Annotated in this window: 15 protein-coding genes; 10 read left to right on the forward strand and 5 right to left on the reverse strand. The window is 65.1% G+C overall.

The genetic code is table 11. The annotated features are described in order from the left end of the window. The first annotated feature begins 6 nt into the window (after positions 1 to 6). Both TQ38_RS12655 and TQ38_RS12660 read left to right on the forward strand, forming a co-directional pair. Positions 7 to 1,266, forward strand: coding sequence for a cytochrome P450 (locus TQ38_RS12655; RefSeq protein WP_043970873.1), 1,260 nt, complete (start codon positions 7 to 9; stop codon positions 1,264 to 1,266). A gap of 507 nt (positions 1,267 to 1,773) precedes the next feature. Continuing rightward, positions 1,774 to 3,096 (forward strand): MATE family efflux transporter, encoded by a 1,323-nt coding sequence (locus tag TQ38_RS12660; RefSeq protein WP_240197880.1) that lies wholly within the window; start codon positions 1,774 to 1,776, stop codon positions 3,094 to 3,096. Here TQ38_RS12660 and TQ38_RS12665 read toward each other — a convergent pair. The 4 genes from TQ38_RS12665 to TQ38_RS12680 form a co-directional block, all read right to left on the reverse strand. Beyond that, a complete protein-coding gene (locus TQ38_RS12665) occupies positions 3,083 to 3,697 on the reverse strand; it encodes a DUF938 domain-containing protein (RefSeq protein WP_043970874.1) in 615 nt (204 codons plus the stop codon). The two genes, TQ38_RS12660 and TQ38_RS12665, sit on opposite strands and share 14 nt — an antisense overlap. 169 nt (positions 3,698 to 3,866) lie before the next feature. After that, entirely contained in the window at positions 3,867 to 5,435 is a 1,569-nt protein-coding gene (locus tag TQ38_RS12670; protein ID WP_043970875.1) for a DHA2 family efflux MFS transporter permease subunit, read from the reverse strand. Further along, positions 5,435 to 6,592 (reverse strand): HlyD family secretion protein, encoded by a 1,158-nt coding sequence (locus tag TQ38_RS12675; protein WP_043970876.1) that lies wholly within the window; start codon positions 6,590 to 6,592, stop codon positions 5,435 to 5,437. The genes TQ38_RS12670 and TQ38_RS12675 overlap by 1 nt, the downstream gene beginning before the upstream one ends. After that, the gene (locus TQ38_RS12680; protein WP_240197881.1) at positions 6,585 to 8,036 is read right to left on the reverse strand and encodes an efflux transporter outer membrane subunit; all 1,452 of its coding nucleotides are present in this window, start codon (positions 8,034 to 8,036) and stop codon (positions 6,585 to 6,587) included. The genes TQ38_RS12675 and TQ38_RS12680 overlap by 8 nt, the downstream gene beginning before the upstream one ends. A 77-nt stretch (positions 8,037 to 8,113) precedes the next feature. Here TQ38_RS12680 and TQ38_RS12685 point away from each other — a divergent pair, with 77 nt between their 5' ends. From TQ38_RS12685 to TQ38_RS12695, 3 genes are all read left to right on the forward strand, one after another. Beyond that, complete coding sequence (locus TQ38_RS12685) at positions 8,114 to 8,731, forward strand: TetR/AcrR family transcriptional regulator (protein ID WP_043970878.1); 618 nt, start codon at positions 8,114 to 8,116, stop codon at positions 8,729 to 8,731. A gap of 107 nt (positions 8,732 to 8,838) precedes the next feature. After that, a complete protein-coding gene (locus tag TQ38_RS12690) occupies positions 8,839 to 9,354 on the forward strand; it encodes a nitroreductase/quinone reductase family protein (protein WP_043970879.1) in 516 nt (171 codons plus the stop codon). Between the two features lie 22 nt (positions 9,355 to 9,376). Then, positions 9,377 to 10,543, forward strand: a complete 1,167-nt coding sequence (locus TQ38_RS12695; protein WP_043970880.1) for a MaoC family dehydratase N-terminal domain-containing protein — start codon at positions 9,377 to 9,379, stop codon at positions 10,541 to 10,543. A 15-nt stretch (positions 10,544 to 10,558) separates the two neighbouring features. Here the strand turns inward: TQ38_RS12695 and TQ38_RS12700 are convergent, their stop codons facing one another. Next, positions 10,559 to 11,404 (reverse strand): PhzF family phenazine biosynthesis protein, encoded by an 846-nt coding sequence (locus TQ38_RS12700; RefSeq protein WP_043970881.1) that lies wholly within the window; start codon positions 11,402 to 11,404, stop codon positions 10,559 to 10,561. 169 nt (positions 11,405 to 11,573) lie between these two features. On the opposite strand from TQ38_RS12700, the gene TQ38_RS12705 reads away from it, so the two are divergent. The 5 genes from TQ38_RS12705 to TQ38_RS12725 all read left to right on the forward strand — a co-directional run bounded on the left by TQ38_RS12705 (position 11,574) and on the right by TQ38_RS12725 (position 16,475). Beyond that, positions 11,574 to 12,008 (forward strand): glycine zipper 2TM domain-containing protein, encoded by a 435-nt coding sequence (locus TQ38_RS12705; protein WP_043970882.1) that lies wholly within the window; start codon positions 11,574 to 11,576, stop codon positions 12,006 to 12,008. Positions 12,009 to 12,273: 265 nt separating this feature from the next. Beyond that, positions 12,274 to 12,603, forward strand: coding sequence for a glycine zipper 2TM domain-containing protein (locus TQ38_RS12710; protein WP_043970883.1), 330 nt, complete (start codon positions 12,274 to 12,276; stop codon positions 12,601 to 12,603). 286 nt (positions 12,604 to 12,889) lie between these two features. Beyond that, complete coding sequence (locus TQ38_RS12715) at positions 12,890 to 13,669, forward strand: SDR family oxidoreductase (protein ID WP_043970885.1); 780 nt, start codon at positions 12,890 to 12,892, stop codon at positions 13,667 to 13,669. 85 nt (positions 13,670 to 13,754) lie between these two features. Continuing rightward, positions 13,755 to 14,999, forward strand: a complete 1,245-nt coding sequence (locus tag TQ38_RS12720) for a cyclopropane-fatty-acyl-phospholipid synthase family protein (RefSeq protein WP_043970886.1) — start codon at positions 13,755 to 13,757, stop codon at positions 14,997 to 14,999. A 258-nt stretch (positions 15,000 to 15,257) separates the two neighbouring features. Next, positions 15,258 to 16,475, forward strand: coding sequence for an argininosuccinate synthase (locus TQ38_RS12725; RefSeq protein ID WP_043970887.1), 1,218 nt, complete (start codon positions 15,258 to 15,260; stop codon positions 16,473 to 16,475). Positions 16,476 to 16,487: the final 12 nt, after the last annotated feature.

Below are 16,487 nucleotides of genomic sequence, written 5' to 3' on the forward strand. Positions count from 1 at the left end.
ACAACCATGCCCATCGACGCCGCCAACCCCGTCCCGCCCGTGTTCCCGCGCCATGTCGGCATGGACCAGGTGCCAGCCCACGTCCCCCCCGAACTGATCCGCCAGTCCGGCCTTACCTTTGGCCCGGACTTCCTGGCGAACCCGCATGACTTCATGGCCGCGATGCATGAAAAGCAGCCGCCGATCTATTACGACGTCAGTCCGATGGGCAACATGTGGCACCTCATCAAGCACGAGGATGCGCTGTTCGGCCTGCGTCACCCGGACGTCTTCTCGAACGAGGGCGCTACCCCCTTCCCGCGCGATCCCAACGACTATTTCTACTTCATCCCGATCGAGATCGATCCGCCCCACCACCGCAAGTACCGCAATATCGTCGACCCGGTGTTCAGCCCCCAGGGCGTGCTCAAACTGGAAGGGCAAATCCGCCAACGCGCCAATGACCTGATCGATTCCATCGAGGCCAAAGTCGCCGCCGGAGAGACGTGCGAATACACCGAGGATTATGGCCGCCCGCTGCCCGTCTCGGTCTTCCTCGACATCATGGGCCTGCCGCAGGACATGCGGGACGAATTCGTCGACTGGGCGGTGAAGCTGCTGCATTCCAACGACCGGGCGATCATGGCCGAACAAATGGGCAAGATCACCGCCTACCTGAAAAGCGCGATCGAGGAAAAGAAGGCCAATCCCGACGACGGCGTCGTCAGCCGCATCGCCCATGCCGCGCCGGACGGGGTGCCCTTGTCGGACAAGGAGATTTTCGGCTTCGTCTGCTTCCTGTTTATCGGCGGCCTAGACACCGTGTTCGCGACGATGAACAACATCTGGCTCTACCTTGCGCAGAACCCGGCCAAGCTGGAGGAAATCCACGCCCGGCCGGACGATATCGACAAGATCGTCGAGGAACTGCTGCGCCGATGGTCGGTGACCTTCTCGGGCCGCGTGCTCGACAAGGACTACGAGATGCGCGGCGTACAGATGAAGAAGGGCGACCGCGTCACCTTCATATTACCCGCCTGCAACTTCGACCCGGATGTTTTCCCGAACCCAAAGGAGGTAGATTTCGACCGGCCGCGCAAAACCATCCTCGCCTTCACCGTCGGCGTCCACAGCTGCATGGGCGCCCACCTCGCGCGGCTGGAAGTGAAGATCGGACTGCAGGAATGGCTGAAGCGCATCCCCAAATTCGCCGTGAAACCCGGCACCGAGATCGAGTACCGTCCCGGCGGCGTGATCGGCCCGGAGCACCTTCCGCTGGTTTGGTGAAGGACGTCCAAGGGGGAGGCGGCAAAGTTGCTGCCTCCCATGCCGGGCTTCCGTTCTGGACGAGCAATGACGCAAGGCACGGACGAGCCCCGCAAAAGTGTCACGAAAAAATTTACATGCTGCGCAGCAAGAATTGCAATTCTTGCTTGGCCAAGGCGATTTTCTGATGCAGGGTGGCCGGTGAAAGGTTCTTGTAACCTTACCGGTGTTGGGAGAGAGCGCGCCGGGGATGAGTAATCACTCCGGCGCGCCGATTTCTCGCAGTTGCAGCAAAGACCTGAAACTGCCTTCGACACAACCAATCTCCCCTAAATCAGCCTACTACGCAAGCCCTGTTCGCGCGGTCAGCAAACTTTTACCCTCGTAAATTTGCGCTTTGGCCTGGTTTGCGCAAAAGTATTCCGCAACTGCGAAGCCCGCAAAGCCGATTCGGGCAGTTCCGTACAATTGCGATCCTCCAGCACCCCCGATAGAACCCTGCCTCCCCGAGCGAACCTGGACGCCGCAGTGACCCGAAGCGACACCGCCCGCCAGCTCTGGTCCATCGCCTTGCCGGCGATGCTGACCAACGTGGCGACAGCGCTGTTCGGGCTGGCCGACATGTGGGCGATCGGCCGCCTCGGCGATGCCCCGGCCCAAGGCGCGGTGGAACTGGGGGCCAAGTTCATGCTGGGCCTTCTCAACGTCTTCAACTTCCTGCGCACCAGCACCGTAGCCCTGACCGCACAGGGCAGCGGACGCGGCGGCGGGCCGGTACAGGGCCAGACCCTTGCCCGCGCCATGACCGTGGCAATGGCAATCGGTGCGCTGGTGTTGCTCGCCATGCCCTGGACGATATCCATCGGGCTCGATCTGCTGGGCGCCACCGGGCCTCTGCGCGAAGACGCCCAGACTTATGTTGCGATCCGCTATTGGGCCGGGCCGATCTGGCTGGCCAACTGCGTGCTGGTGGGGTGGCTGATCGGGCACCGCAAGGTCCGCTATGTTCTTTATGTCGAGATCGCCGCCAACCTCGTCCACATCGCGCTGGACCTGCTGCTTGTGCTGGTGGCGCATTGGGGCGTGGCCGGTGTGGCCGCCGCGACGGTCAGTTCCGAAACTCTCAAGTTCGCGCTGCTCGCCGCAGTCGTGGTGCGCGAAGGTACCGCGCGCGAGGCGCTGGCGGCAATTGCCCACCGGGCGACATGGGCCCGCGCCGACCTGATGCAGTTGTTCGCCCTCAACCGCGACCTCTTCGCCCGCACCCTGCTGCTGACCGCGGCGCTGCTGATCTTCGCGCGTAGCGGAGCGCAGGCCGGGCCGGTGACGCTGGCCGCGAACGGCATCCTGTTCCAGCTTTTCATGCTCGCCACCCTGCTCCTCGACGGCTTCGACAGCGCGGCCCAGGTGCTCTGCGGCGAGGCACTGGGCGCCGGCGCCCGCAGCCGCTTCAACGCCGCCGTGCGCGCCGCGCTGGTCTGGGGCGGGCTGACCGGACTCGCGGTATCATGCCTCTACGCGCTTGGCGGCGCATGGCTTGCCGCCGCTTTCAGCACCGATCCGCAAGTGATCTCGGCGACCCGCGACTATGCCGTCTGGCTGGCACTCCTGCCGCTGCTGGGTGTCGTCTCGTTCGTGCTCGACGGCGTGTTCGTGGGGGCGGGCTGGACTCGCGCAATGCTGGGGACGATGGCGGCGGCCATGGCGCTTTATCTTGCGCTGCTGGCGGGATTGCGGCCCTTGGGCAACCATGGCTTGTGGGCCGCTTTCGCGGTGCTGTTCGCCGCCCGCGCGGTGGGCCAGGCGCTGGTCCTGCCTCGGCTTTCGCGCCGCAGCTTCAGCGCTTCCTGAAGACCAGCATCAGGTTGTTGGCCGGCATCTCGACCAACTGGTCGAACGCCAGCCCATGGTCCAGCGCGCACGCTCGCACGTCCTCCACGCTGCGTAGGCCCCAGTCCGGATCGCGGCGCTTCAGGTCCTCATCGAATGCGGCATTGCCTGGCTCCAGCATACGCTCACCGCGCCGGTACGGGCCGTAGAGCACCAGCGGATGGCCGGAGCCGAGAACTTTGGCCGCGCCCGCCATCAATCCCTCGGTCGCCGCCCATGGGCTGATGTGGATCATGTTGATGCACACCACCGCCTCCGCGCCCATGTCGGGCCAGTCGGCAGCGGCATCGAGGGCAATGGGCTCAAGAAGATTGGACAGCCCCGCATCCCCGCGCCACGCCGCGATCGAGGCGCGGGCTTGCGGATCGGGATCGCTTGGCTGCCAGAGCAGGTCGGGCAGCGCGGCGGCGAAATGAACGGCATGTTCGCCGGTCCCGCCCGCGACTTCTAGGACCCGGCCCGAAAGCGGCAGTACCTCGCGCAGGACCGAGAGAATCGGGTCGCGGTTGCGCTCTGTGGCGGGAGCCTGGCGGCGTGGGTCTGGGAAACCATCTTCTGTCATCGGCCAAGGATGGAAGCGGCCGGCCGCCGGCGCAAGAGGCGCAAGCGACCGGCCGGTGTGCCGACCGGACGGAAAGGCGAGAGGCTTGGGGGGCTGCCTGTCCTTCCGTCCGGCCGGAACGCTGCTTTGCCTTTGGTGCGACCCGAAGGCGCCCCGTAAGTGCACTGTGTCAGTGCCCCGAGGCGGGTTTGACGTTCTTGGGCGGACGCGGGGCCAGCCAGATCGTCAGCGCGGCAAGGAACAGGGCCACTGCGCAGATGCCGAAAAGATGCCCGGTGGCGACGGCGGTACCCTGGTTCTCCACCAGCTGCGCGATCGTCCCGCGTGCCTGCTCGGCAGAGAAGCCCCTGTCCTGAAGACTTTGCGAGACCGCGCCGGCACCGTTGAGCGTACCCGCGATCTCGGCGGAGCGTTCGCGCGACATGTCGCTCCAGATCGTCGACACGATCGCCGTGGCCACCGCGCCCGCCAGCGTTCGCCCGAAGTTGGCGATGCCCGCCGCCGAGGCGGTTTCCCTCGGCAGGACCGAACTCAGGCTGATGGTGGTCAGCGGCACGATCATCAGCGAGACGCCAATGCCCTGCAGAAGCTGCGGCGTGGCGATCGTCCAGAAGGTGATCTCGGTCGACCATGTCATGCGCATCAGCGCACAGATGCCAATCCACGTTACCCCTGCGAAGACGATGAGCCGGGGGTCGAAACGCTGCATGAGCTTGGGCACGAAGGGCGAGGCGACAACCGCCAGCACGCCGCTGAAGGCCATGGCCCGGCCCGCCTCCGTCGCGGTGTAGCCCATCGAGGTCTGGAGCCACTGCGGGATGATGACGATCGAGGCGAAGTAGGTGCCGAAGGCGATCGTCAGCGAAAGTGTGGCGGCCGAGAAGCCTCGATGCCTGAACACGCTGATGTCGACGATCGGGTGGTCTTCGGTCAGTTCCCAGATCACGAAAGCGGCAAAGGCCACCACCGCGATACAGGCCAGCACCACGATTCTGCCCGATGAGAACCAGTCCTCGTCCCGGCCCAGATCCAGCATCATCTGGAACGCGCCGACCCATATCACCAGCAGCAGCAGGCCGATCTTGTCGATCGGCAGCTTCTGTACCGGCGTTTCCGCGCCGCGCAGCAGGGTGAACACCCCGAAGAAGATCAGTGCGACGATCGGCACGTTGATGAAAAAGATCCATTCCCACGACCAGTTGTCGGAGATGTAGCCGCCCAGGATCGGCCCCGCGATCGGCGCGGTGACGACGGTCATCGCCCACATCGCCATCGCCTTGGGGTGCATTTCCTTGGGGAAGATGCGCAGCAGCAGCGTCTGCGTCAGCGGCATCAGCGGACCGCCGCAAAAGCCCTGTCCCAAACGGAACACGACCAGCATGGAAAGCGAGTTCGAAAGGCCGCACAGGGTCGAGAACAGACCGAACCCGATCAGCGACAGCATGAAGACGCGCAAAGTGCCGAAACGGTTGGAAAGCCAGCCGGTGAGCGGCACGCAGATCGCTTCGGCGACGGCATAGGAGGTAATGACCCAGGTCCCGCTCGATACGGAAACCGCCAGGCCGCCCGCGATATGCGGAACCGAAACGTTGGCGATCGTCGTGTCGAGAACGACGACGAAGTTCGCCATGGCCAGCACGAGGCCCGCAAGGACCAGCTTGGCCCCGGTCAGCGGCTGCGCCGGGGCGCCTCCGCCGGCCTTCGGGGCAGCCCCCGCCGCTGATGCAGCGCCTGCCATCAGTCCTTACTCGTCAGGTCGATCTTGGCTTCCATCGACAGGCCGATCCGCAGCGGATGCTCCTTCAGCTCCTTGGGATCGAGTTCGATGCGCACCGGCAGGCGCTGCACCACCTTGATCCAGTTGCCGGTCGCGTTCTGCGCCGGGATCAGCGAGAACGCCGCCCCGGTGCCGCCTGCGAAGCCGACGACCTTGCCGTGGAATTCCACGTCGTCGCCGTAGAAATCGGAGACCACGGTGGCCGGCTGGCCCGAACGGACCTTGCCGAGCTGATCTTCCTTGAAGTTGGCGTCGACGTAGAGCGCGTTCACCGGCACGATCATCATCGCGACAGTGCCCGTCTCGATCTTCTGGCCGACCTGCACCGAGCGCTTGGCGATGATGCCGTCGATCGGGGCGCGGATCACGGTGCGCTCCATCGCCAGCTTTGCCGTGGCGAGCTGGGCCTTGGCGAGCAGGATTTCCGGCGCGGTTTCAGTGCTGGTCCCCTTGGTCAGCGCGCGGGCGGCTTCTTCCTGACGGCGTGAGCTGTTGGCGCTGGCACGGGCCTGAGCCACCGCTGCGCGCGCTTCCTGTCCCGCAGCCTGGGCCGAAGCCAGGGCCTGGCGGGCGGAGGTCAGTTCCTCTGCCGAAACGGCGCCGCCGCCGGCGAGTGCGTTGCGGCGGCGGAAATCTTCCTGGGCCTTGGCAAGCGTGGCCTGCGCCGATGCCTGCTTGGCGATCGCCGAAGCGATCTGGGTGGCGCTGGCATCTGCCGCTGCGCCCAGCGCGTTTTCGTTCGCCAGAGACTGGCCGTAACGGCGGGTAGCGTATTCCACCTGCGCCTCGGCCTGGGCGAGTGTTATGCGCTGGTCCTTGTCGTCGAGGCGCATCAGGATCTGGCCCTTGCGCACCGGCTGGGTATCGGTGACCAGCACTTCGGCGATCTGGCCGGCGGTCAGCGGGGTCACTTCCGCGCTCTCACCCCCGACATAGGCGTTGTCGGTCGAGACCGAGCGGCTGCCGATGAACTCGTCATAGAGGAAGTAGATCGCGGCAACCGCCACGACCGCCACCGCAACGCCGATCAACAGCGGCTTGCGGTTCTTCTTCTCGATCACGCTTTCACCAGCATCCGGGCCGGAACCGTTCTTCTGGTCCTGCACGCCATCAGTCATTGTCGGGAGCCTTCTCACTGGAATTGTCTGCGAACCCGCCGCCCAGCGCGCGTTGCAGCGCGACTTCCAGGGCGAGGGTACGGAAATGGGCATCGATCGCGGCTTCGCGCGCCTGCAGAGCATCGGTCTGGGCGGTCAGTGCATCGAGATAGTTGGACAGGCCGCCGCGAAAGCGCTGCATCGACAAGTCGTAGCCGACCTGCGAGGTCCGCGCCGCTTCCGCCGCGTCGCGCTCCTGACCGGCGGCGGCATCGCGGCTGGCAAGCGCATCGGCGACTTCCTGCAACGCGCCCACCACGGTGTCGTTATAATTGGCGACGGCAGCGTCATAGCCGCCGCGCGCCTGCGTGAACTGGCCTTTCAGGCGTCCACCCTGGAAGATCGGCAGACTGAGCGCGCCAATGCCGTTTCCGTAGGTCGAACCGCTGTCGATCAGGTTGGACAGGCCCAGCGACGTCAAGCCGAACAGACCGCGCAGGCTGATGTTGGGCATGTAAGCAGCCTTGGCCTGATCGATCCGGGCGCCGGCCGCCTCGGCTCGCAGGCGCGCCGCGACGATGTCGGGACGGCGGCCTGCGAGCGCGATGCCCGCATCGGTGGGAATTCCCACCTCGGGAACCGTGGCGATGGCTGGGGGGGTGATCGCCAGTCCACGGTCGGGGCCTTTGCCGAGCAGCGCGGCAAGCGCGTGCCGGCGAAGCAGGGTCTGTTCTTCATTGGCAGAGAATGCGGCGCGCGCAGTGGCAGCCGCTGCTTCCGCACGGCGCATCGGCGCCTGATTGTCTATACCCTCCCGTTCGCGCTGACCGGTCAGGTCGACGAAAGAGCCGCGCGCCTTGTTGGCATCGGCCAGCGCCTTGCCGCGTTCGACCAGTCGGGCGAGGTCAAAATAGGAGGAGACCACGTTGCTGGAAATCATCAGCTCGGCCTGCCGGGCGTCGGCTTCGACGGCTTCGGCTTCAGACGTCGCAGCGGCGAGGGCCTTACGGTTCGCGCCCCACAAGTCGAGGTCGAAGTCGCCCGAGAGCGCCAGCGTACCGGTGCTGTTCCAGCCCTTGGGAACGAATTCGGCGGGCACGCCGTTGTTGTAGGACTGCTTGGTGAAACCCGCAGAGCCCTGCCCGCCCAGCGTGGGGAGCAATGCGGCACCGGCAACCCCGGCTGCACCGCGCGCCTGGCGAATGCGGGCCTGGGCTGCAGCGACGCTGGGCGATCCGGCCAGCGCTTCCTCCACCAGGGCGTCAAGCTGGGGATCGCCATAGGCAGTCCACCAGCGCTCTCGCGGCCAATCGCGCAAGGCGGGACTGTTGCTGGTCAGTGACTGGCCAGCCTCCAGCCCGCCTGGCGGCGTCAATTGCGGACGCGGGCCCAGATCAGGCGCCGTGCAGGCCCCGAGGGAAAGTGTAATCGCCAGCAGCGACGCTGCCGCGAATCGCGGGTTCATATGCGTACTCATCGGTACACATTTATCGAGATGCGGGTTGAACCTGTCAAACAAAAAGTGTACTGCATGGTACGCCTATGACGGAAATGATCGGAAAACGAGAGCTCAACAAAGCACGCAAACGCGCGGAGATCGTGCGCATTGCCACGCTTTTGTTTCTGGAACATGGCTATGCGGCCACCACCATGTCCGCAATTGCCGACGCGCTTGGCGGTTCCAAGGCGACTTTATGGGCGCACTTTTCCTCCAAGGAAGACCTGTTTTCCGCCGTCATCGACATGCACATCGGCACGTTCTCGCGCGATATCGACGAAGTGCTGACGGGGCAGACCTTCTCGCCCCCGGCCATGCGGCGCGCTTGCATGCGGTTCCTGGATTGCCTGCTGAACGTGAACTCGGTGCTGCTCTACCGCCTTGTGGTGAGTGAGGGCGAACGCTTCCCCGAGATCAAGGAAATGTTCTACGAGCGCGGCCCGGTGAAGATGCGCAGCGCCATTACCCGCTTCTTCTCTACGCGCTTCGATGCTGACGAGGCGGCGCGGCTCACCCAGTTCACCGTCTCCGCCGTCACCGGTTACCGCACCGATATCCTCCTGCGCCCGGCCAAGGCAACGAAAGCCCAGCACGAAGCCTTTGTGGACAACCTGATGGCGCACATAGCCTTTCCCCCGGAAAAGGATGTCGCAGCAGACTGACGCCGGACCGCTGGGGCGATCACTCGGCCGCGTATCTATTCAGGATTAGACGCCCGCGCCCCCTATCGGCCATCGTGCTCTTCGCTTCGGCAGGAGAGGAAAACGCCATGAGCGACGACACGTCAGCCGCGATCCGCGATACTCGCAAGGACTGGATCACCGAGCACCGCGACATGTACCTCGAATCCGGAGGTGCGCAGGGCCACATCATGGACATCACGCCGGTAGGCGGCCGCTCCTTCGCGACGCATTGCCTGGTCAAGTACACCGGGCGCAAAAGCGGCAAGGTCTTCATCACCCCGCTTTGCTACGCCGACATCGGCGGCGAAGTGGTGATCTGCGCGTCCAAGGGCGGTGCCGACCATCACCCGGCCTGGTATCTCAACGTGCGCGAGGCCGAAACGGTGGAATTTCAGGTCGCCACCCAGGCTTTCCGCGCAACCTGGCGCGAGCCCGAAGGCGCGGAGCGTGAAAAGGTCTGGGACTTCATGACCTTTTGCCACCCCTTCTACGGCAATTACCAGAAAGCCACCACGCGGGTGATCCCGCTGGTGATGCTCAAGGCGATCGAGCCGATTGCCGTCTTCAAGGCCGCCGATGCCACCGGCCAGCGCCAATACTGAAAATCACGGGAAAGACCCTGAAATGAGCGATCAAGATTTCGACTGCTCCGACATCGACCAGTACCTGGGCAAGCCCATGGATTTCTCGCCCCTGCGCGAGGAAATCGCTCCCAACGACATCCGCCGCTGGGTCCATGCGATGCATTATCCCAACCTCGTCCATTTCGATCCGGCAACCGCGCAGGCCAGTCGCTGGGCCGCCCTTGTCGCCCCGCAGAGCTTCGCCATCGCGACCGACGACGGCCACGGCGCCGCGCCGGCCTGTGTGGGCCGGATCGACAATTCGCACCTCCTGTTCGGCGGCGACGAATGGTGGTTCTTCGGCCCCCGCATCAAGCCGGGCGACGTGGTCACCAATACCCGCGTTCCCTTTGACTACACCGTCAAGCAGACCGGCTTCGGCCCCACTTGCTTCCAGCGCGGCGACAACAACTATTCCAACCAGGACGGCGAGCAGATCGCCCGCCAGCGCTCAACCTCGATCCGCTACCGCGCATCTGCCGGCGGCGACAAGGTCAAGACGGACGACTTCGACGAGCCGGAATGGACCGACGCCGAAGTGGAAGCGATGGAGGAGCGCCGCTTCTCCTGGGTGCAGATGCTGCATGACCTGGGCCACAAGGAACGCTGGTGGGACGACGTGGCGGTGGGCGACCAGCTTCCCGAACGCGTCTTCGGCCCGCACTCGATCGCCAGCTTCGCTACCGAATGGCGCGCCTATATCGTCAACACCTGGGGCGCGATCGATTTGCGCAAGCAGGATCTCGAAGGGCTGGGCTTCACCCCCGAAATGGCCGGCTACGAGAACGACCCGGACATGCTCAAGGTCAATCCCTTCCTCACCGACGGCGCCTATTACGGCCCTTCGCGCGGTCACCTGTTCCCCAAATTCGCGCGGCGGATCGGCATGCCGCGCGGCTATGGTTACGGCGCCTCGATGGGCTCATGGGTGACAGACTACCTCTCAGGCTGGGCGGGTGAGCATGGCATGGTGGTCCACTCGCTCGCCAACTACCGCGGCCCCGCGCTGACCGGCGACGTGACGATCCAGACCGCCGAAGTGGTCGACAAGTCGGTCGATGCGGACGGGCGCGCCCTCGTCCACGTCAAGCACCTGATGAAGAACCAGAAGGGCACGACGATGTGCACCGGCACAGCCGAGATCGCCCTGCCGAAAAAGCCAGCCTAACCCTTTGGAAAAAGCCTAACCTTTCGGGAACAGGACGCCGCCGGTGGAGACCGTCTCCACCCGGCCGGCGATCCATACCTCCCCGTCCGCCGCTTGCGAGCAGTGGACCAGACCGTCGGCGCCCACCTTCCGGCCCTGCGCGGCGACATAGCTGCCCTGCGCCTGTCCGCTGGCGAAGAGGTACTGCGCCACGGCCGCGTTGAGGCTGCCGGTTACCGGGTCCTCAACCAGCTTGCCGGCGGGATCGGCGAAGAAGGCACGCACCTCGAACTGCGCTGCGCCGCCCGGCGCAATGGCGCCCAGCAGCGCCACATTCGTATCCAAGGGAACATGGGAAACGGGCGTTGCCGCCAGCACTGCCTCTGCCGAAGAGAGATGCAGCAGCCGCCAGCCCGGACCATTGGCAGCGTGGACGGCGGCGAGTATCTGCGCCTCATCCACACCGGCCTGCCGTGCGGCCTCGGCGCGGTCGGCATCGTCCAGCGGGCCGGAACGAATCAGCGGCGGCGCGCGGAAGGCCAGCCGCTCCTCATCCTCGCGCACTTCGACGAGACCGATGCCGCATTCCTGCATCACGCGGCCCGCCTGCCTTGGAACGCCGCCTGCCGCCAGCCAGGCATGGGCACTGCCCAGTGTCGGGTGACCGGCAAACGGCAGTTCGCCCGCCGGATAGAAGATACGCACGCGGTAATCGGCATCGGGATGCTCGGGCGGCAACAGGAACGTGGTTTCCGAATAACCCAGCCACCGCGTCAATCGCAGCATGGCTGCATCGTCCAGCCCTTCTTCCCCGCGCACCACCGCCAGCGGATTGCCGCTCAGCGGGCCCGAACCGAATACGTCCACCAGATCGAGCAACATTTACGTACCTTCCCGCAGCCCATGATCACTTTGCGCGTTTCATCGCAGGTAAAGGCCGGTATGTCCTGCGTCACGTACATTTGTGCACGCAGTTCATCACCGGTTCGTCAAAGCCGCCCATGATCGGCCGCAGCATTCAAATACCTGAATATCGCAGGAGAAACAGGAAATGAAGAAGTCCCTGCTGGCGCTGGCCGCCTTGGCCTTCACCGCCACCGCCCTCCCCCTTACTCCCGCGATGGCCGATCCGCCGCGCTGGAACGACCGCGACCGTGATGGACGTAACGACCGCTGGGATCGCCGCGACAACCGCAAGGATTATCGCCGTGATGACCGCCGCCGCAATGTCTACGATTCGCGTGGCCGTTATTCGGAGCCGCGCCGGATCGACCGCAATTCGCGGGTCTGGCGCGGCAATGACGGCCGTTATTACTGCAAGCGCGACAACGGCACGACCGGCCTCATCATCGGCGCCGGTGTGGGCGCGCTGGCCGGTAACCAGATCGCCGGCAACGGCGACCGCACGATCGGCACGATCCTGGGGGGCGTCCTGGGAGGCGCGCTCGGCCGCGAGATCGACAAGGGCGATATCCAGTGCCGTTGACCTGATCCCCGCGCAGGACTGCGAAAAGGCGCGCCTCCTCTTTAGACTGCGTGCCCTTTCAATGCCCTGACGCGGGACGCGCGGTTCGCACCGATCCGCCATTGAATTATTTCCGCCTGCAACATTTCTCCACGGCTCGTCGCTGCCTCGGCGCATTTCGTCACCTATTTTCAAACACAACGAGGCGTTCATCTGACGTTGTGGATCAATGAACGAGTAGCGGCGTTACCAGATTATTCCACGCAACCGACGAGGGCACACTTTCATGCGTAAAATCATTCTCGCCGCCACCATGATGGCGCTCAGCGTTCCCGCCTACATGACCGTCACCACTCCGGCCGAAGCGCGCGACAAGCGCCGCTACCACCGCGCCGATGACGGCTCGCGCTACTGGCGCGGCAACGACGGCCGCTATCGCTGCCAGAAGAAGAACGGCACCACCGGCCTGCTGGTCGGCGGCGTTGCCGGCGCCCTGGCTGGCCGCGCAATCGACACCCGCGGTGACCGCACCGTCGGCACCCTGCTGGGCGCAGCGGGCGGCGCAGTGCTGGGCCGCGAAATCGATCGCGGCGGCTCGAAGTCGCGCTGCCGTTGACCGGATCGGCGCAGAGCCGATCGCAGTCCCTTGAGAGAGGCGCGCCGTCCCCGGACGGCGCGCCTTTTTCTTTGCCCGGGCCGATGCGTCCCGCCAGTACGATTGTCATCATCGGCAGGCTGCTGGGCCTTTCCTATGCTGGCCGGCTATGCTCCAACGGTGCCATGTCCCAGAACCTAGCGCCTTTGCCTTCCTTGTCCGTCCGGCTTTGTACCAACCCCGAAGCCGCGCGCCGCAGCGTTCCTTCAACGCTATGCAAACCTGCGTTCGGCACATCGCCTTTCCCATGACCGTATTCCCCAACGATCGCCCCGCCATGCTGGTGACCGGCGGTGCCAAGCGGATCGGGGCGGCCATTGCCCGCGCCTTCGGGGACGCGGGTTGGCACGTCGTGATCCACTACGGCCGATCGCGCGAACAGGCCGAGGCGCTGGCCGCCCAGCTGCCTTCCGCCGAAATCGTCGCCTGCGACCTCGATGACTGGGAACAGGGCCCCGCCATGGTGGAAGAACTGGCGCAGCGCCTCCCCGACTGGCGCGTCCTGATAAACTGCGCGGGGGTGTTCGACATCGACACCGCACAGGATCTCGACCCCGCCACGTTCACGCCTGCCATGCGCGTCAACGCCGCCACGCCCGCCCGGCTCGGCCAGGCGTTCCTCGCCCATGCACGGGCCAAGGGCGGCAGGCGGCTGGTTCATATCACCGACCAGAAGCTGCTCAATCCCAATCCCGATTTCTTCTCCTACACGATGAGCAAGCATGCACTGGCAGCGACCGTACCGATGCTGTCGATGGCCCGCACCGATGCCCGCGACCGGGTCTATGGCATTGCCCCGGGCGCCATTCTCGCCAGCCATGACCAGAGCGAGGCGGAAGCCGAAGTCTCTCACCGGATGAACCTGCTGCACCGCCGCGCCACCGCGCAGGATGTAGCCGGCGCGGCTCTGTTCCTTGCCGGCGGCTGGCTGGCCAGCGGCGAGACGCTCTACGTCGATTCCGGCCAGCACCTCACCGCCCAGCCGCGCGACGTGCTGTTTCTGGCCCGGCACGGCGATGCGGCTTGAGACATGCGCACGCCAAACCAAACTATGTACACTTTGCAACACCTAGCCCCTTGCACAGAGCGCCCCACCCCCGCAAAAGCCACTAATGGCATTCGGTATTCTAGACCGCTTCCTTGAACGCGGCGTCCGTAAGGGCGTGCTCGAGGTCCTCCGTCCCAATGGCAACCTGCGCCGTTTCGGAACGCCCCACGAAGGCTTCCCCGAAGTGCGTATTCGCCTGACCCCGTCCGCCGAACGCCGCATCCTGCGCGATCCGCGCCTGGGCGCGGCGGAGGCGTTCATGGACGGCCAGCTGGTGGTCGAACAGGGCGGCATCATGGAACTGGTGGAACTGCTGCGCGCCAACGCCCGCTGGGACAAGGGCGGTGAACTGCACGAGACCAAGCCGCTGAAAAAAGTCGCCGGCAAAGTCCTCACCCTGATCGACGGCATCAACAAGGCAGCCAGCGCCAAGGCCAACATCGCCCATCATTACGACGTGGGCAACGACCTCTACAACCTGTTCCTCGATACCGAGCACATGCAGTATTCCTGCGCCTACTGGCCGCGCGACGACATGAGCCTCGAAGAAGCGCAGACCGCCAAGCTCGCCCATATCGCGGCCAAGCTGGCGATCGAACCGGGCCAGACCGTACTCGACATCGGCTGCGGCTGGGGCGGCATGGCCATATACCTGGCGAAGAACTTCGACGTCTCGGTCAAGGGCATCACGCTGAGCGAGGAACAGCTCGCGCTTGCTAAGACGCGCGCGATCGAGGCAGGCGTAGCGGGGCGCATCGATTTCGAGCTGATCGACTACCGCGACCTTGCCGCGCGGGGCGACAAGTTCGAGCGCATCGTCTCGGTCGGCATGTTCGAGCATGTCGGCCAGGCCCAGTTCGCCCGCTACTTCCGCGACTGCGCGACCATGCTCACCGACGAGGGCGTGATGCTGATGCATACCATCGGCCGCATGGGCGGGCCCGGCGCGACGGACGCCTTCACCCGCAAGTACATCTTCCCCGGCGGCTACATCCCGGCGCTCAGCGAAACCGTGGCGGCCAGCGAAAAGGTCCGCCTGATCGCCGCAGACGTTGAGAACCTGCGCCTGCACTACGCCAAGACCCTGCGCGAATGGTACAAGCGCTGCGTCGACAACAAGGAGGCGATCGTCGCCCTCCTCGACGAGCGTTTCTACCGCATGTGGATTTTCTACCTCGCCGGCGCCACCGCCGCTTTCGAAAGCGGGGGCATGTGCAACTACCAGATCCAGTACATCCGCAGCCGCCACGCCCTGCCGCTGACACGCGACTATCTGGGTGAAACCGAAAAGCGGCTTCTGGCGGATTGACGTCGCGAGCGGACCTGATCCGGGACCGCTGGAGGTGAACAGCCACTATCGGCGGGTGATGCCGGGGGCTTCGACAAGCTCAGCCTGAGCGGTTTGAGAGCAACTTTTGATTTCCGCTCGGGCTGAGCTTGTCGAAGCCTCCAGCCGCCAGCACTCATCTGGACGCGGCTGACGGGAACGCCGCCATTGCGAAGCCCCCGCGCACCTGATAGGCGCGCGCCGGTATATCCACCGCCCATTCTCGCGGAGCCGTTGCCCATGTCCGACAGCATCAAGAAGGTCGTCCTCGCCTACTCCGGCGGCCTCGACACCAGCGTCATCCTGAAGTGGCTTCAGGTCACCTACAACTGCGAGGTGGTGACCTTCACCGCCGACCTCGGCCAGGGCGAGGAGCTGGAACCGGCACGCGCCAAAGCCAAGCTGATGGGCCTGGCCGACGAGAACATCTACATCGACGACCTGCGCGAGGAATTCGTGCGCGACTTCGTCTTCCCGATGATGCGCGCCAATGCCCGCTACGAAGGCGACTACCTGCTGGGCACCTCCATTGCCCGCCCGCTGATCTCCAAGCGCCTGATCGAAATCGCGCATGAGACCGGCGCCGACGCGGTCGCCCACGGCGCCACCGGCAAGGGTAACGACCAGGTCCGCTTCGAGCTGTCGGCCTATGCGCTCGATCCGAACATCAAGGTCATCGCCCCCTGGCGCGAATGGGACCTGACCAGCCGCACCGCGCTGATCGCCTGGGCCGAACAGCACCAGATCCCCGTCCCCAAAGACAAGCGCGGCGAAAGCCCGTTCTCGACCGACGCCAACCTCCTGCACACCTCGTCCGAGGGCAAGGTGCTGGAAGACCCGTGGAACGAGACCCCGGACTACGTCTACTCGCGCACGGTAAACCCGGAAGACGCGCCTGACGCGCCGGAATACATTACCGTCGACTTCGAGAAGGGTGACGGCGTTGCCCTCAACGGCGAGGCGATGAGCCCGGCCACCCTGCTCACCGCGCTCAACGAACTGGGCCGCAAGCACGGCATCGGCCGCCTTGACCTCGTGGAAAACCGCTTCGTGGGCATGAAGTCGCGCGGCATGTACGAGACGCCGGGCGGCGAAATCTACGCCCGCGCCCACCGCGGCATCGAACAGATCACCCTCGACCGCGGCGCAGCTCACCTCAAGGACGAGCTGATGCCGAAGTACGCTGAACTGATCTACAACGGCTTCTGGTTCGCCCCCGAGCGCGAGATGCTCCAGGCCGCGATCGACCATTCGCAGGCCCGCGTGAACGGCACCGTGCGCCTCAAGCTCTACAAGGGTTCTGTCTCGGTCGTCGGGCGCAAGAGCCCCGATTCGCTGTACTCCGAACGCCACGTCACCTTCGAAGACGATGCCGGCGCCTACGACCAGAAGGACGCGGCGGGCTTCATCAAGCTCAACGCCCTGCGCCTGCGACTGCTCGCCCAACAGGGCCGGTAGAGTCTTTCCAAC

It is taken from the genome of Novosphingobium sp. P6W, assembly GCF_000876675.2.
Classification (GTDB): domain Bacteria; phylum Pseudomonadota; class Alphaproteobacteria; order Sphingomonadales; family Sphingomonadaceae; genus Novosphingobium.